We start from the raw sequence: 20290 nt of genomic DNA on the forward strand, positions 1-20290 counted from the left end.
CCCGTCCGACCGACTTGAGGAGCTCCCTTGAGATCCGCAAGAACCGCGACCCCGGCAGGGCGCGGCGGCCTGAAAACCAAGATCCTCACGGGGATCGCCGCCCTCGCCCTCCCCCTCACCGGCATCGTGGCCCTCACCGGTCCCGCCCAGGCCACCCCCGACGCCGACACCGCCGAGGCCCCCGCCGCGGCCGACACCACCGCGGCGCCGAGCAACCACGTCAACCTCGGCTACTTCGCCGAGTGGGGCGTCTACGACCGGGGCTACCACGTCAAGGACATCGTGGACTCCGGCACCGCCGACGAAATCACCCACATCAACTACGCGTTCGGCAACGTCCAGAACGGCGAGTGCACCGTCGGCGACTCCTACGCCGCCTACGACCGCGCCTACACGGCCGCCGAAAGCGTCAGCGGCGTCGCCGACACCTGGGAGCCGGGCGCGCTGCGCGGCAACTTCAACCAGCTCCGCCAGCTGAAGGAGCAGTACCCGGACATCCAGGTGCTGTGGTCCTTCGGCGGCTGGACCTGGTCGGGCGGCTTCGCCCAGGCCATGCAGGACCCGCAGCGCTTCGCGCAGTCCTGTTACGACCTGGTCAACGACCCGCGCTGGGCCGGTGTCTTCGACGGCATCGACCTCGACTGGGAGTACCCCAACGCCTGCGGCCTCACCTGCGACTCCAGCGGGCCCGAGGTCTTCGAGGAGATGATGCAGGCGTTCCGCGGCGCGTTCGGCGACCAGCTCGTCACCGCGGCGATCACCGCCGACGCGTCGGACGGCGGCAAGATCGACGCCGCCGACTACGCCGGAGGCGCCCAGTACGCCGACTACCTCGCGGTGATGACGTACGACTTCTTCGGCGCGTTCAATGCGACAGGCCCGACCGCCCCGCACTCGCCGCTGACGACGTACGACGGCATCCCGCAGCAGGGCTTCGACAGCCAGTCGGCCATAGAGAAGCTCGTCGCCCAGGGCGTCCCACCGGAGAAACTGCTGCTCGGCATCGGCTTCTATGGCCGCGGCTGGAACGGCGTCACCCAGTCGGAACCCGGCGGCACCGCCACCGGCGCCGCGCCGGGCACCTACGAGGCGGGCATCGAGGACTACAAGGTCCTCGCCGGCCGCTGCCCGGCCAACGGCACCGTCGCGGGCACCGCCTACGCGCACTGCGGCAACGAGTGGTGGAGCTACGACACCCCGGAGACCATCGCGGGGAAGATGGACTGGGCCACGAACGCGGGCCTCGGCGGCGCGTTCTTCTGGGAGCTGTCGGGCGACACCGCCGACGGCGAGCTGGTCCGCGCCATCAGTACCGGGCTGGGCTGATCTCCCTCATCACCCGGCTCCGTACGGCCGGGCAGGCGGACCGCCCCCGCCTGCCCGGTCTTTCTCGTTCGCCCGCCCGCCGGACCGCGGCGGGCGGACGTCACGCGACGTTGACGCGCTGGCCGGGCGGCGCCGCCTCCAGCCAGGCGAGGAAACCCGTCAGCGCGTCCTCGCTCATCGCCAGCTCCACGTCGAAGCCGTCGTGACGGCAGCTGAGCACCACCGCACCCGGCAGCAGGGCCAGCTCCTCCTCGCCGTGCGGATGACGGCGCTCGCGGACCTGGATGCGGTCCCGCTGGAGGGAGCGCCGCGGACGCGGTGCGTAGGAGAAGACGCGGAACCATTCGACCTGGTCCCCGTTGTAGCGCGCCACCCCGTAGAGCCAGCCCTTGCCCTGCGACTGGTCCACGCGCGGCGGCGCGAAGCGCGCGCTGCAGTCGAACGTGCCGCCTGGCCGCTGGATCAGCCGCCGCCGCACGCCGAAGCCGAGCAGGCCGAGGACGACAACGGCGAGAATCACGCCGCCCACCACAAGCAGTGCGAGGACCATCTCTACCGACCTCCTCGCCTCGTGGTGTGCCTACGCGCCTGGTGCAGCAAAGTCCCCTGAGTCGTCCGTGTCCGTCAGCGTCCCGCCGTCGCGGCCCGGAGCCGGACGTCGGCGCGGCGCTCGGCCGATGCGTCCGCCTCCGCACGGGCCTGCTCCAGCGCCCGCTCCGCGCGGTCGACATCGATCTCGTCCGCCAGCTCGGCGATCTCGGCGAGCAGCGACAGCTTACCGTCCGTGTACGAAATGAAACCGCCGTGCACCGCGGCCACGACCGTGCCCTCGCCGGTCTCACCCGTCGTGCGGACGGTGACCGGACCCGACTGGAGGACGGCGAGCAGCGGCTGGTGGCCGGGCATGATGCCGATGTCACCCGAGACCGTGCGCGCGACGACGCGGCTGGCCCGGCCGGACCATACCTGCCGGTCCGCGGCGACCAACTCGACGTGCAGCTCAGCCACGATGGCTCCTCATCCCTTTAGTACCTGGCTTTCCGAAGAATAGTTGGCATGCCCTGTCACGTGCGGGGCGGGGTCGTGGAAACCCCGCCCCGGACGAGTACCGCAGGCGGTGCGTCAGGAAACGCCCAGCTGCTTGGCCTTGGCCTTCAGGTCGTCGAGGCCACCGCACATGAAGAACGCCTGCTCGGGGAAGTGGTCGTACTCCCCGTCCGCGATGGCGTTGAACGCGGCGATCGACTCGTCCAGCGGCACGTCGGACCCGTCGAGACCGGTGAACTGCTTCGCCGCGTGCGTGTTCTGCGACAGGAAGCGCTCGATCCGGCGGGCCCGGCTGACCGTGAGCTTGTCCTCCTCGCCCAGCTCGTCCATGCCGAGAATCGCGATGATGTCCTGGAGATCCTTGTACTTCTGGAGAATCCCCTTGACGCGGGACGCGCATTCGTAGTGGTCCTGCGAGACGTAGCGCGGGTCCAGGATGCGGGAGGTCGAGTCCAGCGGGTCGACCGCCGGGTAGATGCCCTTCTCGGAGATGGGCCGGGAGAGCACCGTGGTGGCGTCCAGGTGGGCGAACGTCGTCGCGGGCGCCGGGTCGGTCAGGTCGTCCGCGGGCACGTAGATCGCCTGCATCGAGGTGATGGAGTGACCACGGGTCGAGGTGATGCGCTCCTGGAGCACACCCATCTCGTCCGCCAGGTTCGGCTGGTAGCCCACCGCGGAGGGCATGCGGCCCAGCAGCGTGGACACCTCGGAACCGGCCTGGGTGAAGCGGAAGATGTTGTCGATGAAGAACAGCACGTCCTGCTTCTGCACATCGCGGAAGTACTCCGCCATGGTCAGGCCGGCCAGCGCGACCCGCAGGCGGGTGCCCGGCGGCTCGTCCATCTGACCGAAGACGAGCGCGGTCTGCGGGAGAACGCCCGACTCCTCCATCTCGTCGATCAGGTCGTTGCCCTCACGCGTGCGCTCACCGACGCCGGCGAACACGGAGACGCCCTCGTGCAGCTTCGCCACACGCATGATCATTTCCTGGATGAGCACGGTCTTGCCCACGCCCGCGCCGCCGAACAGGCCGATCTTGCCGCCCTTGACGTACGGAGTGAGGAGGTCGATGACCTTCAGACCGGTCTCGAACATCTCGGTCTTCGACTCAAGCTGGTCGAACGCCGGGGCCTGCCGGTGGATCTCCCACCGGTCGGTGATCTCCGACTCGGCCTCGGGCTCGTTCAGGATGCGGCCCAGGGTGTCGAACACGCGGCCCTTGGTCACGTCACCGACCGGCACGGTGATGCCCTTGCCCGTGTCGACGACCGGCGCCTGGCGCACCAGGCCGTCGTTCGCGCCCAGGGCGATCGTGCGCACCAGGCCCTCGCCCAGGTGCTGCGCGACCTCAAGGGTCAGGGTCTTGGTCTGCCCGGCGTTCGCCGGGTCGGCGATCTCGACGTGCAGGGCGTTGTAGATCTCCGGCATCTGGTCGACGGGGAACTCCACGTCGACAACGGGGCCCCTCACACCGGAGATGCGGCCGGTCGCGGTGGCCGCTTCAGCAGCAGTGGTCATGATTAGCGTTCACTTCCCGCGGTCGCGTCGGCCAGAGCGCTCGCGCCACCGACGATCTCGGAGATTTCCTGGGTGATTTCGGACTGGCGGGCCGCGTTGGCAAGTCGCCCGAGCGACTTGATCATGTCCTCCGCGTTGTCCGTCGCCGACTTCATCGCGCGCCGGGTGGCCGCGTGCTTGGAAGCGGCGGCCTGGAGCAGCGCGTTGTAGATGCGGCTCTCGACATAGCGCGGCAGGAGCGCGTCCAGCACCTGCTCCGCCGACGGCTCGAAGTCGTACAGCGGCTGCACGTCGCGGCCCTTGGCGAAGGTCTCGGCGGACTCCTCGGCCGACTTGTCCAGCGTGAGCGGCAGCAGCCTGCGCTCGCGCGGCGTCTGCGTCATCATCGACTCGAACTCGGTGAAGGCGATGTGAATCTCGTCCACGCCGCCCTCGTCCGCGTCCCGCTCGATGGACTCGATCAGGGGCGCCGCCACGGCCTTGGCGTCGGCGTACGTCGGATTGTCGGTGAACCCGGTCCAGGTCTGGGCGACGCCCCGCTCCCGGAACGAGTAGTACGAGACGCCCTTGCGGCCGACGACGTACGTGTCCACCTCCAGGCCCCGCGCGACCAGCTCGCTGGTCAGGTGCTCACCCGCCTTGATCGCGTTGCTGTTGTACGCGCCGGCCAGACCGCGGTCGGAGGTGATCAGCAGCACGGCGGCCCGCCGGGGCCGGTCGGCCTCGGTGGTCAGCGGGTGCTTGACGTCCGAGCCCTGCGCCACGGCCGAGACCGCGACGGTCAGCTCGTCCGCGTACGGCTTGGAGGCCGCCACCCTGCGCTGCGCCTTGACGATGCGCGAGGCGGCGATCATCTCCATCGCCCGCGTGATCTTCTTGGTGGCGGTGACGGACTTGATCCGGCGCTTGTACACCCGAAGCTGAGCGCCCATGGATCAGCCCTCGCCCAGCAGCTTGCCGTCCGACGTCTGGAACTGCTGCTTGAACTTGTTCACCGCGGAGCCCACGGCCTGGACCGTGTCGTCCGACATCTTGCCGCCCTCGCGGATGCTGGTCATGAGGTCCTTGTGCTCACGGCCCAGGTAGTCCAGCAGCTCCCGCTCGAAGCGGCGGATGTCGGATACCGGGATCTCGTCCATCAGGCCGTTGGTGCCGGACCAGATGGAGACGACCTGGTTCTCCGTGGAGAACGGGCTGTACTGCTCCTGCTTCAGCAGCTCCACCATGCGCTGGCCACGGGCCAGGGCGGACTTCGACGCGGCGTCCAGGTCGGAGCCGAAGGCGGCGAACGCCTCCAGCTCGCGGTACTGCGCCAGGTCCACGCGCAGCGAGCCGGTGATCTGCCGCACCGCCTTGTGCTGGGCGGAGCCGCCGACGCGGGAGACGGAGATACCGACGTTCAGCGCCGGGCGCTGGCCCGCGTTGAACAGGTCGGACTCCAGGAAGCACTGGCCGTCGGTGATGGAGATGACGTTCGTCGGAATGAACGCGGAGACGTCGTTGGCCTTGGTCTCCACGATCGGCAGGCCGGTCATCGAGCCGCCGCCCATGTCGTCCGACAGCTTCGCGCAGCGCTCAAGCAGCCGGGAGTGCAGGTAGAAGACATCGCCCGGGTACGCCTCGCGGCCCGGCGGGCGGCGCAGCAGCAGGGAGACCGCGCGGTAGGCGTCGGCCTGCTTCGACAGGTCGTCGAAGATGATCAGTACGTGCTTGCTGTCGTACATCCAGTGCTGGCCGATGGCCGAGCCGGTGTACGGGGCGATGTACTTGAAGCCGGCCGGGTCGGAGGCAGGAGCCGCCACGATGGTGGTGTACTCCAGGGCGCCCGCCTCCTCCAGCGCGCCGCGCACGGACGCGATGGTGGAGCCCTTCTGGCCGATCGCCACGTAGATGCAGCGGACCTGCTTGTTCGGGTCGCCGGAACGCCAGTTGTCGCGCTGGTTGATGATCGTGTCCACCGCGAGGGCCGTCTTGCCCGTCTGCCGGTCGCCGATGATCAGCTGACGCTGGCCGCGGCCGATGGGCGTCATGGTGTCGACGGCCTTGTAGCCGGTCTCCATCGGCTCGTGCACCGACTTGCGCTGCATCACCGACGGGGCCTGGAGCTCCAGGGCGCGGCGGCCCGTGGTCTCGATGTCCCCCAGGCCGTCGATCGGGTTGCCCAGCGGGTCGACGACCCGGCCGAGGTAGCCGTCACCGACGCCGACGGAGAGCACCTCGCCGGTGCGGCGCACCGGCTGGCCCTCCTCGATGCCGCTGAACTCACCGAGAACGACGACGCCGATCTCCCGCTCCTCCAGGTTGAGGGCGAGGCCGAGGGTGCCGTCCTCGAACTTCAGCAGCTCGTTCGCCATGGCCGAGGGCAGCCCCTCGACGCGCGCGATGCCGTCACCGGCAACGCTGACCGTCCCGACCTCTTCCCGCGAGGCCGCGTCCGGCTTGTACGACTGGACAAAGTTCTCCAGCGCGTCCCGGATCTCATCCGGCCGGATCGTGAGCTCCGCCATCTGGGTTCCCTGCTCTCCTTGTTGGGCCCGTAAGTTTGTCCATTACGGCCCAACCCGGGCCGCTTGTCCTGCTTCTTGAGTTGGTCGCGCCGCCGTCAGCCGGCCATCCGGCGATTCACCTCGTCGAGGCGGTCGGCAACGGTGCCGTGGATGACCTCGTCACCGATCCGGACCGAGATCCCGCCGAGGACCGCCGGGTCGACGTCGAGATTCAGCTGGATCTGCCGACCGTACAGCCGGGCCAGGGCATCGCCGAGGCGCTGCCGCTGCCGGTCATCGAGCGGCACCGCGGAGGTGACGACAGCCACCGAACGCTCCCGCCTGGCGGCCGCCAGGACGCTCAGCGCCTCAAGCCCTGCTTCCAGGCTACGTCCCCGCGGACGTTCCACGAGCCGGATGACGAGACGCTCGGTGACCGGGCGTGCACGTCCGCCGAGCAGGTCGCGGATCAGGGCGGCCTTGGCGATGCCGCCCGCGGCCGAATCGTCCCTGCCGCTCAGCGCGGCGCGGAGCTGGGGCGCGGTGGCGATGATCCGGCCGAACCGGAACAGCTCGTCCTCCACCGTGTCCAGGCTGCCGTCCCGCTCCGCCGCGATCAGGTCGGCCGTGTCGGCCAGCCCTTCCACGGCGTCCACCAGGTCACGCGAGGCGGACCAGCGGGACCTGACCATTCCGGAGACCAGGTCGACGGCCTCGCCGCCGACCTGTCCGCCCAGCAGGCGGCCGACCAGGTCGGCCTTGCCCTCGCCGGGCTGCGCCGGGTCGGTGAGCACCCTGCGCAGCGACGTCTCACGGTCGAGCAGCGCGGTGACGGCCGCGAGGTCGGCGGCGAGCGCCACGGCGTCGACGGCGGTGTTGTCGACCAGCGCGTCAAGCCGCTCCCGCGCGGCGTCCAGCGCCTCGCGACTCGCTCCCATCATGGCGTCACGCTCCCCTGTTCGCTCGTGGCGTTACGGCCGTCATCGTCCCGCCTCGGAGGACTCGGAGGAAACGGACCGGCCGGCCTGCTCCTCCAGGTCGTCGAGGAAGCGGTCGATCGTGCGGCTCTGCCGGGCGTGGTCCTCCAGGGACTCCCCGACCAGCCGCCCGGCCAGCTCGATGGCGAGCTTGCCGACGTCCTGGCGCAGCAGCTCCGCGGCCTGCTTGCGGTCGGCCGCGATCTGGGCGTGGCCCGCGGCGATGAGCTCCTCGCGCTGCCGCTGACCCTCCTCGCGCATCTCGGTGATGAGCGAGGCACCCTGCTCCTGCGCCTCCTGACGCATCCGGGCGGCCTCGTGGCGCGCCTCGGCGAGCTGTTCCTTGTAGCTCTCCAGCGTCTGCCGAGCCTCGGCCTGAGCCGCCTCGGCCTTCTCCATGCCGCCCTCGATCGCCTCCCGTCGCTCATCGAGCGCCTTGTTGATGGCGGGCAGCAGCTTCTTGTGGAAGACGAAGTAGACGACACCGAAGCAGATCAGGCCAATGACGATCTCGGGCACCACCGGGAGCACAGGGCTCATCGGCTCTTCGGCAGCCAGTTCGATCAGCATGGTGGACCTTTCGTCGGTAGTGGCGTCGTGATCGACGTCAGATGGCGAAGGCGAGCACGAAGCCCATCAGCGCCAGCGCCTCGATGACGGCGAAGCCGAGCAGCATGTTCTGCCGGATGACACCGGTGGCCTCCGGCTGACGGGCGATGGCCTGGACGCCGTTGCCGAAGATGATGCCGATGCCGACACCGGGGCCGACGGCCGCGAGGCCGAAGCCGATGGTGTTGACGCTGCCTTCAACTGCGGCGAGAGTTGCGGACATGTCCGTTTGTTCCTTATCTCTGATGAGCCGGTGGCGGAGTGTCCACCGGATTGGTGCGGTCGGTAGGGGTGGCCGATCGGCCGCTCTCAGTGCGCCTCTTCCAGCGCCTGGGAGATGTAGGTGGCGGTCAGCGCGGTGAACACGTAAGCCTGGAGCGCCTGGATGAACAGCTCGAAGAACGTCAGCGCCACCGTCATGACCATCGAGGTCGCCGCGTAGAACGTGCCGACCACGGAGCCCAGCGTGTACCAGGTGCCGATGATGAACACCAAGAGCAGCAGGTGCCCGGCGAACATGTTGGCAAAGAGCCGGACGGTGAGCGTCAGCGGGCGGACGATGACGTTCGACAGGAACTCCATGGGCGTGAGGATCACGTAGATCCCCTTCGGCAGCCCGCTGGGCACGCACAGGTTCCGCAGGCCGCCGACGAAACCGTTCGTCTTGAAGGTCAGCGTCATGTACGTGACCCACACGATCAGCGCGAGCGCTGCCGGGTACGCGATGATCGATGTCGCCGGGAACTGGGCGAAGGGAATGATCGCCCAGATATTCATGATCCAGACGAAGAAGAAGAGCGACATCAGCAAGGGCACATACGGCTCTGCCTTCTTGCCGATGGTCTCGCGGGCGATGCCGCGGCGCACGAAGTCGTACAGCACCTCGGCGAGCAGCTGGACCTTGCCGGGGACCACCTTCGCCCTGGAGAAAGCCACCCAGAAGAACGTGCAGACGATCGCCGTGCTGAGGAGCACCAGCGCCATCGGCTTGTCCACTTCGAACGAGCCGATCGTGAACAGCGGGTCGAAGATGAACGACCACTCGGACGGGGCGGGGAAGCCACAGCCGTCGAACAGATGGCAGTCGGTCTCGAAGGCGAGCACCTGGTCGTTACTCACCGTGAACTCCCTCGACATGACGCATGGATACGGCTACCTCGATGTGTCGGCGCGGCGGCATGGGCCGCGGAACGGCACTGGACTGGATGGGGCGGGAGGAGCGCCGGTCAGCACCCGCGTGGCTGTCCCGCACAGCCCGCGCACGGCCCCCGGCCCCTGTGGGCGCCGCGATCCGGCCTTCCGGCGAGGGACGATAGCAGCCCGCGACGACACCCCGTATACAGCCCCCGCCTTCGTCGGTACCGCTCATGACGGGCCGCCGGTTGACGCGGTCGCCTTGTCCGGCTCCACGTAGAGGGTCTTGACCTTGGTGTGCGCCCGCACCTGACCGGCCAGCCAGACGGCCGTCCCGGCCAGCACACCGGCGGCGAAGGCACGCCCGTTCAGGAAGGAGGCGTCACGCAGCAGGAGGAGCAACCCGAGCAGGAAGCCCATCTGCGTCGTGTAGATCAGGAAGGCGGCGCCGAAGAAGAGGTCGGGCCAGCGCCTGCCGACGTAACCGAGTGAGATCAGGCCGCCACCGAAGAAGACGGCGGCGACGAGCACGCCGAGCGCGACCCCGCCCGCGCCGTCCCCCCCTGCCACCACGGCGCCGATGACGGTGGCGAGCACGCCTGCCACGGCAGTGGGGATCGCGGCGCCGCGGACGATCCGGGCGTCGTTGGACTGCATCGAACTGCTTCTCCGGCGGGGCTTCGGGGACGTGTCGTCGTTGACGAGCGGGTTCCGGCACGTGGGTGATGCGCCGGGGTTTCGTGAACGCTATCACAAACTATTTGATGAGGTCTTTACCCGATCCGTGTGCAGGACCTCACACTCCGGAGGTAACACCCGCGTTGCGCCGCTGACGTGTGGCACCGCATCTGATAGAGCCGCGTCGGGGCCAGGTCGTGTCGTTTGGATCTTCGCGGGGGCCGCGCTTCCCCCAGACTCCTCCCCCAGACTTCGTCCGGGAGGTGCCCCCACGTACGAGCTGCGATACTCCTCCCCCAGCCGCCAGGCCGGGGGAGCACCGCATCTGACAACGCGACCTGATCCACGAAGATCCAAACGACACGGCCTAGGAGCGGGTGTCGATCTTGCGGCGCAGCGCGAAGCGCTGCCGGTCGCCCACCGCCGTCGCGCCGTGCAGCCCGGCCAGCGAGGTGGGCTGTGTACCGGGCGCGGGCGGCCCGCCCGCGGGCCGGTCCGCGGCGTGGGCGTCGAGCGCGGACTCCACGGGCAGCTGCGGGGCGAGCCGCCGCTTGCGGTCCCGGTAGCGCGGCGGCACCAGCCGCTGCGCCCAGCGCGGGACGCGGGGCGTGAAGCGGGGCATCAGCAGCACCACGAGCCCGACGGCGCTGAGCACCATCACCGCCGGCACCAGCACCGCGTTCGCCGACTGCACGGAGTAGGCGACCGCGCCGAACGCGATCAGCGCCGACCAGAAGTACATGATCAGCACCGCGCGGCTCTGCGAGTGCCCGATCTCCAGCAGCCGGTGATGCAGGTGGCCACGATCGGCCGAGAACGGCGAGTGACCGTTCCAGGTGCGACGCACAATCGCCATCACCAGGTCGACGAACGGCACCGCGATGATCGTCAACGGCAGCAGCAGCGGCATGTAGACGGGCACCGTCTCGAACACCGCGCTGCGCACGGAGCCGGAGAACAGCTTCATCGCGTCCGGGTCCACCTGTCCTGTGATCGACACCGCGCCCGCGGCCAGGACGAGGCCGAGCAGCATCGAGCCCGAGTCGCCCATGAAGATCCGGGCCGGATGCAGATTGTGCGGCAGGAAGCCCAGACACATGCCCATCAGCACCGCCGCGAACAGGGTGGCGGGCGCGGCGGCCTCGATGCCGTACCCGTACCAGATGCGGTAGGCGTACAGAAAGAACGCGGCGGCGGCGATCCCGACCATGCCGGCCGCGAGGCCGTCGAGGCCGTCCACGAAATTGACCGCGTTGATGGTGATGACCACGATCGCGACGGTGAGCAGCGTGCCCTGGAGCGGGGTGAGCGCGACCATGCCGACCGTGGGCACCGGAAGCCACAGAATGGTCAGCCCCTGAAGGACCATGACGCCCGCGGCGATCATCTGGAGACCGAGCTTGATCAGGGCGTCCACACCGTACTTGTCGTCCAGTACGCCGATCAGCCAGATCAACCCGGCGCCGGAGAGCAGCGCCCGCGGCTCGTCGGAGATCCGGAACACCTCGCCCACGTTGGTGAGCTGGGAGGCGACGAGCAGCCCCGCGCAGAGCCCGCCGAACATCGCGATACCGCCCAGCCGCGGCGTCGGCTCACGGTGTACGTCGCGCGCCCTGATGGGCGGCATCGCGCCCCAGGCGATCGCGAACTTCCGCACCGGCCCCGTCAACAGATACGTGACGGCCGCCGTGACGCAGAGCGTCAGTAGGTATTCGCGCACAAGATGCCCCAGAGGTCTCGCAGGACTACCGCGCAACACCCTCTCATGCCCGCGCCCCTGGGTGCGGACTCGGTGTCGCGTCGTTACTGCCTTGGACTCCAGGTTAGGACGGGTCGCCCGCCCGCCGCTCGGCCGGGCGGGAGCGCGAACGCGGGCGCGGGCGCGAACGGGCCGGGGCGGCCCGACCGCGCCCTACAGCAGCGCACGCCCCGACCACGCGCCCCGCGGCGGCACTCCGGTCAGCGCCGTGACCACCGGATCGAGCGCGGCGCGGATCTCCTCGCCGATGGACCGGAAATACGGCAGCGGCGCCCCGTACGGGTCCTGCACCTCGTCCGCCTCCGCGTTCGGCGCCAGCAGCCAGCCGCGGAGCGCCGCGGCGGCACGCGCCAGCGCCCTGGCGCGCTCCACCAGCTCCTCCGGCGAGGCGGCGACCGGCAGCGTGGCCATGTCGATGGCCCGCACCAGCCGCGTGAACTCCTTGAGGGTGAACGTGCGCAGCCCGGCCGAGTGCCCCATCGAGATCACCTGGGCGCGGTGATCCCTGGTCGCGGTCAGCACCAGATCGGCGTCGATGACGTGTTCGTCCAGCAGCTCCCGGCCGATGAAGTCGCCCGCGTCCGCGCCGTATTCGTCCAGCAGCTGGGCGGCGTGCGCCTCCATGGGGGCGCCCTCGTGCCCCCAGGTGCCGGCGCTCTCCACCACCAGACCGGCCGCGAAGCCGCCCAGGCGCTCGGCCAGAGCCTGCCGCGTCAGCCGTTCCGTGATCGGGGAGCGGCACACGTTGCCCGTGCTGACGTGCAGAATCCGGAAGACCTGCCGCGGCCCACCGGAGGTCTCCGGCGCCGGTATGCCAACGTCCGCGGGGCTACCCGAGGGGGGTGTCAATGCGCGGTCTCCAGATCGGGAACGACCTTCCGCAGCTCCTCCTCGCTCACCGCCCCGGCGCGCAGCAGCACCGGAACCCGCCCGGTGACGTCGACGATGGAGGACGGCACGGCATCCGGGGTCGCCCCGCCGTCGAGGTAGACGGCGACCGAATCACCCAGCATCTCCTGCGCGCCGTCGCAGGTCTGCGGCGCCGGGTGGCCGGTGAGGTTGGCGCTGGAGACGGCCATCGGGCCGAATTCCTTGAGCAGTTCGATCGCGACGGGGTGCAGGGGCATCCGCACCGCGACCGTGCCGCGGGTCTCCCCCAGGTCCCACGTCAGCGACGGCTGGTGCTTGGCGACCAGGGTCAGCGCGCCCGGCCAGAAGGCGTCCACCAGCTCCCACGCCTTCTCGGAGAAGTCGGTGACCAGCCCGTGCAGGGTGTTCGGCGAGCCGACGAGCACCGGCGAAGGCACCCCGCGCCCGCGGCCCTTGGCCTCCAGCAGATCGGCCACGGCCGTGGTGTTGAACGCGTCCGCGCCGATGCCGTAGACGGTGTCGGTCGGCAGGACGACCAGATCCCCGCGCCGGACCGCGGCGGCGGCTTCCCGCAGGCCGTGCTTGCGATCGACCACGTCAGAGCAGTCGTAACGCCGTGCCATGACTGAATGTCCTCCTCTTGCCTTGCCCCGGCTACCGCGCGACGCGGCGGGCGGTGGCGAATCGGGGCCGGTTGTTGAGGTCCGGGTGGTCCGCGGCATCGGCCCAGCCGCGGTCCTCGGTGAAGATCCAGGGCACCTGCCCGCCTTGGGTGTCGGCGTGCTCGATGACCACCATGCCGCCGGGCCGCAGCAGCCGGTGCGCGGCCCGTTCCAGACCGCGGATGACGTCCAGGCCGTCCTCGCCGGAGAACAGCGCGAGCTGCGGGTCGTGGTCCCGCGCCTCCGGCGCCACGTACTCCCACTCGGTCAGCGGGATGTACGGCGGGTTGGAGATGACCAGGTCGACCTGGCCGCCCAGCTCGGGCAGCGCGGCACGCGCGTCTCCCTGGTGCAGGACGACGCGGCTGCCCTCCACGTTCTTCCTGGCCCACTCACAAGCCGTGAAGTCCAGCTCCACGGCGTGCACCCGGGAGCGGGGCACCTCCTGCGCCAGGGCGAGCGCGATGGCGCCCGAGCCCGTGCACAGGTCGACGATCAGCGGCTCGGCGACGTCCATCGCCCGGACCGCGTCTATCGCCCAGCCGACGACCGACTCCGTCTCGGGGCGCGGCACGAAGACACCCGGCCCCACCTGGAGCTCCAGATACCGGAAGAACGCGCGCCCGGTGATGTGCTGGAGCGGCTCGCGCGCCTCGCGGCGCGCCACCGCTTCCCAGTAACGGGCGTCGAACTCGGCGTCGGGAACGGTGTGCAGCCTGGACCGCTCGGTGCCGTGCACGAACGCCGCCAGCTCCTCGGCGTCGAAACGCGGCGAGGGCACCCCGGCGTCGGCCAGCCGCTGGGTGGCCCTGGCCACCTCGGCCAGCAGCACGGAACGGGACGCCCCGGAAGACACAGAAGACGCAGTCACATGGCCCACCCTACGCACCCCACGGTCACCCTGCCGCCGCCAGCTTGGCGGCCGAATCCGCGTCCACGCACGCCTGGATGACCGCGTCGAGGTCACCGTCGAGCACCTGGTCGAGGTTGTACGCCTTGAAGCCGACACGGTGGTCGGAGATCCGGTTCTCCGGGTAGTTGTACGTCCGGACGCGCTCGGAACGGTCCACGGTCCGCACCTGGCTGCGGCGGGCGTCGGACGCCTCCCGGTCCGCCTCCTCCTGCGCGGCGGCCAGCAGCCTGGCGCGCAGGATGCGCAGCGCCTGCTCCTTGTTCTGGAGCTGGCTCTTCTCGTTCTGGCAGGAGACGACGATGCCGGTGGGCAGGTGGGTGATGCGGACCGCGGAGTCGGTGGTGTTGACGGACTGGCCGCCGGGGCCGGAGGAGCGGTAGACGTCGATGCGCAGGTCGGCCGCGCTGATCTCCACGTCGACGTCCTCGGCCTCGGGGAGCACCAGCACGCCCGCGGCCGAGGTGTGGATGCGGCCCTGCGACTCGGTGGCGGGCACGCGCTGCACGCGGTGCACGCCGCCCTCGTACTTCAGCCGGGCCCACACGCCCTGTCCCGGCTCCGGGGTGCCCCTGGCCTTCACGGCGACGGAGACGTCCTTGTAGCCGCCGAGGTCCGACTCGTTCCCGTCGATGATCTCCGTGCGCCAGCCGACGCGCTCGGCGTACCGCAGGTACATCCGCAGCAGGTCGCCGGCGAACAGGGCCGACTCGTCGCCGCCCTCGCCCGCCTTGATCTCCAGGATCACGTCCTTGTCGTCGCTGGGGTCACGGGGGACGAGCAGCAGCCGCAGCTCGTCCGTCAACTCCTCGCGCCTGGCCTGGAGGTCCTTCACCTCGGCTGCGAAGTCGGGGTCCTCGGCAGCCAGTTCACGGGCGGTCTCGATGTCCTCCCCGTGCCGCTTCCACGAACGGTAGGCCGCGATGATCGGCGTCAGCTCGGCGTACCGCTTGCCGAGCCGCCGGGCGGTGCCCTGGTCGGCGTGCACCGCGGGGTCGGCCAGCCGCCGTTCGAGGTCGGCGTGCTCGCCGACGAGATCCTCGACCGCCTCGAACATCTTCTGTGCTCCTGAATGGGGACGTGGAGGGGACGCGAACGCTGGGGACGCGGGACGCGAAAGGCGCCGGGCCCGGGGGCCGGTGACGTCGCGCGTCAACGGCCGCCGGCCCGGCGCCGACGGGGTCGCTACTTGCGGGCGGACCCGGCGTTCTTGCCGAAGCGCGCCTCGAAGCGGGCCACGCGGCCACCGGTGTCGAGGATCTTCTGCTTGCCGGTGTAGAACGGGTGGCACTCGGAGCAGATGTCGGCGCGGATACGCCCCTCGCTGACGGTGCTACGGGTGGTGAACGAGGCACCGCAGGTGCAGCTGACCTGGGTCTCGTAGTACTCCGGGTGAATGTCGCGCTTCACGGTGTCTCCTAGCTCGGGAGGGCGCCGGGTCGACGCGCGGGCTGCGCGCCGTGAACCGGGGCCGACGCTCCAGTTTGCCAGCAGGTAGCGTGCCCGACAAAACGGGGTGCCGCTGCCGCTCGTTCCCCGTCCGTACACCCGCCGTTCCGCGCCGGGCGACTACCGGGCGTCACCCCTCGGTGACGACGGAACGGTCCCCGTTCTCCTCGGAGACGGAGCCCTCGACCGCCGAGGCGGGCACCGGCTCGTCGCGGCGCAGCGCCCGCCACACCTGCCCGGCCTGCTCGGCGAGCGGCGTGACGCGGTTGGGGTCGGCCGGGTCGGTGCCGACGGGCAGGGTGACCATCTGCATGGCGTCCGGGCCGATGCCCTCCAGCGTTCCGGCCAGGTCCGCCAGCTCCCGCACCGAGCCGATACCGGAGTCGGTGGTGACCGCGGAAGTCGCGGCGTCGGCAAGGTCGTAGAGCCGCTTGGGGCTGGTCAGCCCCACGCCCCCCGCCTGGTCCGCCAGGGCCCGCAGGAAGGACTGCTGGAGCTCGATGCGGCTGAGGTCGCTGCCGTCGCCGACGGCCTTCCTGGTGCGCACCAGCGCGAGCGACTCACGCCCGTCGAGGGTGTGGGTGCCCGCCGGCAGCTCCAGGTGGCTGTCCTCGTCGTCGATGGCCTGTGTGGTCGTGATCTCCACGCCGCCGAGGGTGTCGACCAGCCGGGCGAAGCCGTCGAAGTCGACCTCCAGGTAGTGGTCCATGCGCAGCCCGGTCATGGACTCGACCGTCTTGACGGTGCAGGCCGGACCGCCCACCGTGTACGCCTCGTTGAACATCGAACGGTCCGCCGCGGGCTCGGTCGAACCGTCGCCCCGCTCGCACCGCGGTCGGTCCACGAGGGTGTCGCGCGGGATGGAGACGACGGTGGCCGCGTCGTGCGCCTCGTTCACGTGGACGATCATCGCGGTGTCGCTGCGGGCGCCGTCCTGGGCGTCCGGGCCGCCGAAGTCGCCGTTCGTCCCGGCCCTGGAGTCCGAGCCGAGGACGAGGATGTCCATCGAGCCGCCCGGGGTGTCCCGCGGCCGGTCGGGTCCGAGCGCGGAGTCGATGTCGACCTGCGACAGATTGCCGTCGAGCTTCACGTACAGGGCGGTGAGCCCGGCGCCCGTCAGCAGGACGACCGCCGCCAGGCCGATCACGACGGCGCGCAGCAGCCGCCGCCTCCCGGGGCCGCGGCGCGCCATCCGCGGACGACGGGGCCGCCCGGCCCGCCCTTCATCGTCCGGTTGGGTGCCCATTCACCCATTGTGCCCCCTTGGCGAGGGTGATGCCTCCCGGCGGAGACGGCGGCGGCCCCGCACCCTGCCGGGTGGGGGCCGCCGCCGTGCGCGCGAGGGACCGGTCAGTCCCCGTTGCCGGGGGCCGGGGTCGTCTTCTGGATCTGGAGCAGGAACTCGGCGTTCGACTTGGTCTGCTTCATCTTGTCCAGCAGCAGCTCGATGGCCTGCTGCTGGTCCAGGGCGTGCAGCACCCGGCGGAGCTTCCAGACGATCGCCAGCTCGTCGCTGCCCATCAGGATCTCCTCCTTCCTGGTGCCGGACGCGTCCACGTCCACGGCCGGGAAGATGCGCTTGTCCGCGAGCTTCCGGTCCAGCTTCAGCTCCATGTTGCCGGTGCCCTTGAACTCCTCGAAGATCACCTCGTCCATCCGGGAGCCGGTCTCGACCAGCGCGGTGGCGAGGATCGTCAGGGAGCCGCCGTCCTCGATGTTGCGGGCCGCGCCGAAGAACTTCTTCGGCGGGTACAGCGCCGCCGAGTCGACACCGCCGGACAGAATCCGGCCGGACGCCGGGGCCGCCAGGTTGTAGGCGCGGCCGAGGCGCGTGATGGAGTCGAGCAGCACGACCACGTCGTGGCCCAGCTCCACCAGCCGCTTGGCGCGCTCGATGGCCAGCTCGGCGACCGTGGTGTGGTCCTCCGCCGGCCGGTCGAAGGTCGAGGAGATGACCTCGCCCTTCACCGAGCGCTGCATGTCGGTGACCTCTTCCGGCCGCTCGTCGACGAGGACGACCATCAGGTGGCACTCGGGGTTGTTGCGGGTGATGGCGTTGGCCACCGCCTGCATGATCATGGTCTTGCCGGTCTTGGGCGGCGCCACGATCAGCCCGCGCTGGCCCTTGCCGATGGGCGAGACCAGGTCGATGATGCGCGTAGTCAACGCGCCCGGGTCGCTTTCGAGACGCAGCCGCTCCTGCGGGTACAGCGGCGTCAGCTTGTTGAACTCGGCGCGCCCGCGCCCGGATTCGGCGGCCATGCCGTTGACCGAGTCGAGACGGACCAGCGCGTTGAACTTCTCGCGCCGCTCGCCGTCGCGCGGCTGGCGGACCGCCCCGGTGACGTGGTCGCCCTTGCGCAGGCCGTTCTTGCGGACCTGGGCGAGCGAGACGTACACGTCGTTCGGCCCCGGCAGGTAGCCGGACGTGCGGACGAACGCGTAGTTGTCGAGGATGTCGAGGATGCCCGCGACCGGGATCAGGACGTCGTCCTCGGCGATCTGCGGCTCGCTGACCTCGTCGCGCCCGCGCCGCCCGCGGCGGTCGCGGTAGCGGCCGCGGCGGCCCCGGCGCCCGCCCTCGAAGTCGTCGTCCGCGTTGTCACGGTTATCGCGGTTGTCGCGGTTGCCGCCGCGGCTGTCGCGGTTGTCCCGGTTGTTGTCGCGGTTGTTGTCCCGGCCCTCACGGCCCTCACGGCTGTCCCGGCCGTCCCGGTTGCCGTCGCGGCCCTCACGGCCGCCCCGGCCGCCGTCCTTGCCGGACGGGCCCTGGCCGTCGTTCTTGCCCGACTGGCCCTGGCCGCCCGCGTTCTTGCCGCCCCGCCGGTCGCGGTCGCGCTTGCCCTGGCGCTCCTGGCCCTCGGTCCTCGGGGCCTCGCCCCCGGCATCGCGGTCCTTGTCGCCGCGGTCCTTGTCGCCGCCCTTGTCCGCGGCCTTCTCCTGAACCTTCTCCTGGCCCTTCTCGCCCGTGTCGTTCGCGGCGGCGGGCGCGGACTTGGCGTCGGCGCCCTGGCCCGGAATCTCGATCTGCTGCTGTGCGGCGGCCGCGGCGGACTCGCCGGTCCTGGTGCGCGAGGTCGCGCGCCGCTTCGGCTTCTCCGTGGAGGCGGACTCGGCCGACGCGCCGTCCGCGTTCGCCGCTCCCGGGCTTCCGGCGCCGGTGGCCTGCTTCTCCTTGATGACCTCGATCAGCTGGCTCTTGCGCATCCGCGCGGTGCCCCTGATCCCCAGCCCGGAGGCAACCTGCTGCAACTCGGCGAGAACCATGCCGTCGAGGCCGGTACCCGAGCGCCGGCGCCGCGTCGCGGCGGGGGCGGCAGGAGCGTCCGTGGCGGACGCGGTGGCAGCACCGGCAGTCTTGTCGGCGGTGTCGGCACTCACGCCCATCAGATCGGTGGTGTCGCTCACGAAGGGTCCTTCCCTGGAGCGGACGTCGGCCTGTCTGGCTCGGCGACCGGTCGTGCTGTCCGGCTGCGGCCCCGTGCGGTGGGCCGGCCGGTGCGGTAATCCCGCCTGCTCACTTGCGGCGGAAGATCAAATTCACGGTGTGGTGCGGGGAGGATCATCAAGAAACCGTCTCGCACCGTTCCGGAGCGTGCTCGTCCCTGCCAGGCAGGCTGCTCAGGCAGATGAGTGGAGGCTCCCGGAAGAAAGTGGGGTGGTCCCCAACCATGGGACCCCGGAATTCCGCACGAAACCGACTGTGGCGGTACGTGCAGACTTGAGGTTAACACTACCGGACCCTGCCTTCATTCCCCCTCTCCCTCTTCCATCCGCGCCCCCGCGACCCGCCCGGGCGGACGGGCTGCGCGGGTCACTGACCAGCCCCGGCGAGCGGCAGGACGCACGTTCCCGCCGTGTCCAGAGCCAGTCGATTCGCCGTCCAGCCGTCTCCGGCCAGCCGGGCGACCTTGTCGGCCTCCCCGTCCTCCGCGAGCGCGAGCACCGTCGGGCCCGCCCCCGAGATGACCGCGGGGACGCCGTCCGCCCGCAGGCGGCCGACGAGATCCATGCTCTCGGGCATCGCTGGCGCCCGGTAGTCCTGGTGCAGCCGGTCCTCCGTGGCCGGGAGCAGCAGCTCGGGGCGCCTGGTCAGCGCCTCGATCAGCAGTGCCGCCCGGCCCGCGTTGGCCGCCGCGTCGACATGCGGAACGTGCTGCGGCAGCAGCCCCCGCGCCGTCTCCGTCGCCAGCGGCGTGGCCGGCACGAATACCACGGGAACGACCGTCTGCGCGGGGTCCATCCGGATCGCCCGCACCGCACCGCTCTCGCCCCACGCCAGCGTGAACCCGCCCAGCAGGCAGGCCGCGACGTTGTCCGGGTGGCCCTCGATCTCCGCGGCCAGCTCCAGCAGCGCGGCGTCGTCGAGCTTGCCCTCCCCGCCGGTGGTCACCGCGCGGGCCGCCACGAGACCGGCGCAGATCGCCGCGGAGGAGGAGCCGAGGCCGCGCCCGTGCGGAATCCGGTTCGCACACACGATCTCCAGGCCCCTGGGCTGCCCGCCGAGCGCGTCGAACGCCGTGCGCAGCGTGCGAACGAGCAGATTGCGCTCGTCCCGCGGCACCGAGTCCGCGCCCTCACCCGCGATGTCCAGATGCAGCCCCGAGTCCGACACCCGGACCACGACGTCGTCGTACAGGCCGAGCGCCAGCCCGAGCGCATCGAAGCCGGGCCCGAGATTGGCGCTGGTCGCGGGCGTGCGGACCCGTACAGCGGCGGCGCGGAAGGCGGGATGGGCCATCGCTCGATGACTCTCCTTGGTGAGATGTGCGGCATGTCCCCGCCGGGCGGGTGGCGCCGCCGAAAGCGACGCGCGCCCTGGCTCGTGGACGTAACAGCGGGCAGTACACCACTCCGGGACGAAT

At 70.6% G+C, this 20290-nt stretch carries 20 protein-coding genes; 1 reads left to right on the plus strand and 19 read right to left on the minus strand.

Annotation, left to right across the window (positions count from 1 at the left end; all coding sequences use genetic code 11):
- Nucleotides 1-69: 69 nt before the first annotated feature.
- Nucleotides 70-1326 (plus strand): glycoside hydrolase family 18 protein, encoded by a 1257-nt coding sequence (locus tag RM779_RS01770; RefSeq protein WP_311615456.1) that lies wholly within the window; start codon nucleotides 70-72, stop codon nucleotides 1324-1326.
- A gap of 100 nt (nucleotides 1327-1426) precedes the next feature.
- Here the strand turns inward: RM779_RS01770 and RM779_RS01775 are convergent, their stop codons facing one another.
- The 19 genes from RM779_RS01775 to thrB form a co-directional block, all read right to left on the minus strand.
- Nucleotides 1427-1876 carry a DUF2550 domain-containing protein gene (locus RM779_RS01775; RefSeq protein WP_311615023.1) on the minus strand — a complete coding sequence of 150 codons (450 nt, stop codon included), beginning with the start codon at nucleotides 1874-1876 and terminating at the stop codon, nucleotides 1427-1429.
- Nucleotides 1877-1950: 74 nt separating this feature from the next.
- Nucleotides 1951-2334, minus strand: coding sequence for a F0F1 ATP synthase subunit epsilon (locus RM779_RS01780; RefSeq protein WP_077058806.1), 384 nt, complete (start codon nucleotides 2332-2334; stop codon nucleotides 1951-1953).
- Nucleotides 2335-2448: 114 nt separating this feature from the next.
- Nucleotides 2449-3891: a F0F1 ATP synthase subunit beta gene (gene atpD, locus RM779_RS01785; RefSeq protein ID WP_311615026.1), complete on the minus strand. Its 1443-nt coding sequence runs from the start codon at nucleotides 3889-3891 to the stop codon at nucleotides 2449-2451.
- A gap of 2 nt (nucleotides 3892-3893) precedes the next feature.
- Nucleotides 3894-4823 carry a F0F1 ATP synthase subunit gamma gene (locus RM779_RS01790; RefSeq protein ID WP_311615028.1) on the minus strand — a complete coding sequence of 310 codons (930 nt, stop codon included), beginning with the start codon at nucleotides 4821-4823 and terminating at the stop codon, nucleotides 3894-3896.
- A gap of 3 nt (nucleotides 4824-4826) precedes the next feature.
- Complete coding sequence (gene atpA / locus RM779_RS01795) at nucleotides 4827-6398, minus strand: F0F1 ATP synthase subunit alpha (protein WP_077058809.1); 1572 nt, start codon at nucleotides 6396-6398, stop codon at nucleotides 4827-4829.
- Nucleotides 6399-6493: 95 nt separating this feature from the next.
- Entirely contained in the window at nucleotides 6494-7318 is an 825-nt protein-coding gene (locus RM779_RS01800; protein ID WP_311615030.1) for a F0F1 ATP synthase subunit delta, read from the minus strand.
- A gap of 39 nt (nucleotides 7319-7357) precedes the next feature.
- A complete protein-coding gene (locus RM779_RS01805; protein ID WP_311615458.1) occupies nucleotides 7358-7921 on the minus strand; it encodes a F0F1 ATP synthase subunit B in 564 nt (187 codons plus the stop codon).
- A 40-nt stretch (nucleotides 7922-7961) separates the two neighbouring features.
- Nucleotides 7962-8186: an ATP synthase F0 subunit C gene (gene atpE, locus RM779_RS01810; RefSeq protein WP_077058812.1), complete on the minus strand. Its 225-nt coding sequence runs from the start codon at nucleotides 8184-8186 to the stop codon at nucleotides 7962-7964.
- 86 nt (nucleotides 8187-8272) lie between these two features.
- Nucleotides 8273-9100, minus strand: coding sequence for a F0F1 ATP synthase subunit A (gene atpB, locus RM779_RS01815; RefSeq protein ID WP_311615033.1), 828 nt, complete (start codon nucleotides 9098-9100; stop codon nucleotides 8273-8275).
- A gap of 228 nt (nucleotides 9101-9328) precedes the next feature.
- Nucleotides 9329-9754, minus strand: a complete 426-nt coding sequence (locus RM779_RS01820) for a hypothetical protein (RefSeq protein WP_077058814.1) — start codon at nucleotides 9752-9754, stop codon at nucleotides 9329-9331.
- Between the two features lie 388 nt (nucleotides 9755-10142).
- Nucleotides 10143-11495, minus strand: a complete 1353-nt coding sequence (locus RM779_RS01825; RefSeq protein WP_311615035.1) for an MraY family glycosyltransferase — start codon at nucleotides 11493-11495, stop codon at nucleotides 10143-10145.
- A gap of 192 nt (nucleotides 11496-11687) precedes the next feature.
- Nucleotides 11688-12347, minus strand: a complete 660-nt coding sequence (locus RM779_RS01830; protein WP_311615460.1) for an arsenate reductase/protein-tyrosine-phosphatase family protein — start codon at nucleotides 12345-12347, stop codon at nucleotides 11688-11690.
- Nucleotides 12348-12379: 32 nt separating this feature from the next.
- On the minus strand, nucleotides 12380-13027 hold the full coding sequence (locus tag RM779_RS01835; RefSeq protein WP_077058817.1) for an L-threonylcarbamoyladenylate synthase: 648 nt from the start codon (nucleotides 13025-13027) through the stop codon (nucleotides 12380-12382).
- A gap of 31 nt (nucleotides 13028-13058) precedes the next feature.
- Nucleotides 13059-13937: a peptide chain release factor N(5)-glutamine methyltransferase gene (gene prmC / locus RM779_RS01840; protein ID WP_253194596.1), complete on the minus strand. Its 879-nt coding sequence runs from the start codon at nucleotides 13935-13937 to the stop codon at nucleotides 13059-13061.
- Between the two features lie 25 nt (nucleotides 13938-13962).
- Complete coding sequence (gene prfA / locus RM779_RS01845) at nucleotides 13963-15033, minus strand: peptide chain release factor 1 (RefSeq protein ID WP_311615041.1); 1071 nt, start codon at nucleotides 15031-15033, stop codon at nucleotides 13963-13965.
- Nucleotides 15034-15161: 128 nt separating this feature from the next.
- On the minus strand, nucleotides 15162-15386 hold the full coding sequence (gene rpmE, locus RM779_RS01850; protein WP_077058820.1) for a 50S ribosomal protein L31: 225 nt from the start codon (nucleotides 15384-15386) through the stop codon (nucleotides 15162-15164).
- Nucleotides 15387-15555: 169 nt separating this feature from the next.
- Nucleotides 15556-16671: an LCP family protein gene (locus RM779_RS01855; protein WP_394813198.1), complete on the minus strand. Its 1116-nt coding sequence runs from the start codon at nucleotides 16669-16671 to the stop codon at nucleotides 15556-15558.
- Nucleotides 16672-16775: 104 nt separating this feature from the next.
- Nucleotides 16776-18833 carry a transcription termination factor Rho gene (gene rho / locus RM779_RS01860; protein ID WP_311615043.1) on the minus strand — a complete coding sequence of 686 codons (2058 nt, stop codon included), beginning with the start codon at nucleotides 18831-18833 and terminating at the stop codon, nucleotides 16776-16778.
- A 406-nt stretch (nucleotides 18834-19239) separates the two neighbouring features.
- Entirely contained in the window at nucleotides 19240-20166 is a 927-nt protein-coding gene (gene thrB, locus RM779_RS01865) for a homoserine kinase (RefSeq protein ID WP_311615045.1), read from the minus strand.
- Between the last annotated feature and the right edge of the window lie 124 nt (nucleotides 20167-20290).

Origin of the sequence: Streptomyces johnsoniae (assembly GCF_031845565.1) — a bacterium.
Classification (GTDB): Bacteria; Actinomycetota; Actinomycetes; order Streptomycetales; family Streptomycetaceae; genus Streptomyces; species Streptomyces johnsoniae.

What these genes read in the sequence shown, in the direction of transcription:
- RM779_RS01775 (WP_311615023.1), bottom strand. Translation starts at nt 1,876, where the DNA reads ATGGTCCTCGCACTGCTTGTGGTGGGCGGCGTGATTCTCGCCGTTGTC.
- RM779_RS01800 (WP_311615030.1), bottom strand. Translation starts at nt 7,318, where the DNA reads ATGATGGGAGCGAGTCGCGAGGCGCTGGACGCCGCGCGGGAGCGGCTT.
- thrB (WP_311615045.1), bottom strand. Translation starts at nt 20,166, where the DNA reads ATGGCCCATCCCGCCTTCCGCGCCGCCGCTGTACGGGTCCGCACGCCC.
- prfA (WP_311615041.1), bottom strand. Translation starts at nt 15,033, where the DNA reads ATGTTCGAGGCGGTCGAGGATCTCGTCGGCGAGCACGCCGACCTCGAA.
- atpB (WP_311615033.1), bottom strand. Translation starts at nt 9,100, where the DNA reads ATGTCGAGGGAGTTCACGGTGAGTAACGACCAGGTGCTCGCCTTCGAG.
- RM779_RS01855 (WP_394813198.1), bottom strand. Translation starts at nt 16,671, where the DNA reads ATGGGCACCCAACCGGACGATGAAGGGCGGGCCGGGCGGCCCCGTCGT.
- RM779_RS01790 (WP_311615028.1), bottom strand. Translation starts at nt 4,823, where the DNA reads ATGGGCGCTCAGCTTCGGGTGTACAAGCGCCGGATCAAGTCCGTCACC.
- RM779_RS01820 (WP_077058814.1), bottom strand. Translation starts at nt 9,754, where the DNA reads ATGCAGTCCAACGACGCCCGGATCGTCCGCGGCGCCGCGATCCCCACT.
- atpA (WP_077058809.1), bottom strand. Translation starts at nt 6,398, where the DNA reads ATGGCGGAGCTCACGATCCGGCCGGATGAGATCCGGGACGCGCTGGAG.
- RM779_RS01835 (WP_077058817.1), bottom strand. Translation starts at nt 13,027, where the DNA reads ATGGCACGGCGTTACGACTGCTCTGACGTGGTCGATCGCAAGCACGGC.
- atpE (WP_077058812.1), bottom strand. Translation starts at nt 8,186, where the DNA reads ATGTCCGCAACTCTCGCCGCAGTTGAAGGCAGCGTCAACACCATCGGC.
- atpD (WP_311615026.1), bottom strand. Translation starts at nt 3,891, where the DNA reads ATGACCACTGCTGCTGAAGCGGCCACCGCGACCGGCCGCATCTCCGGT.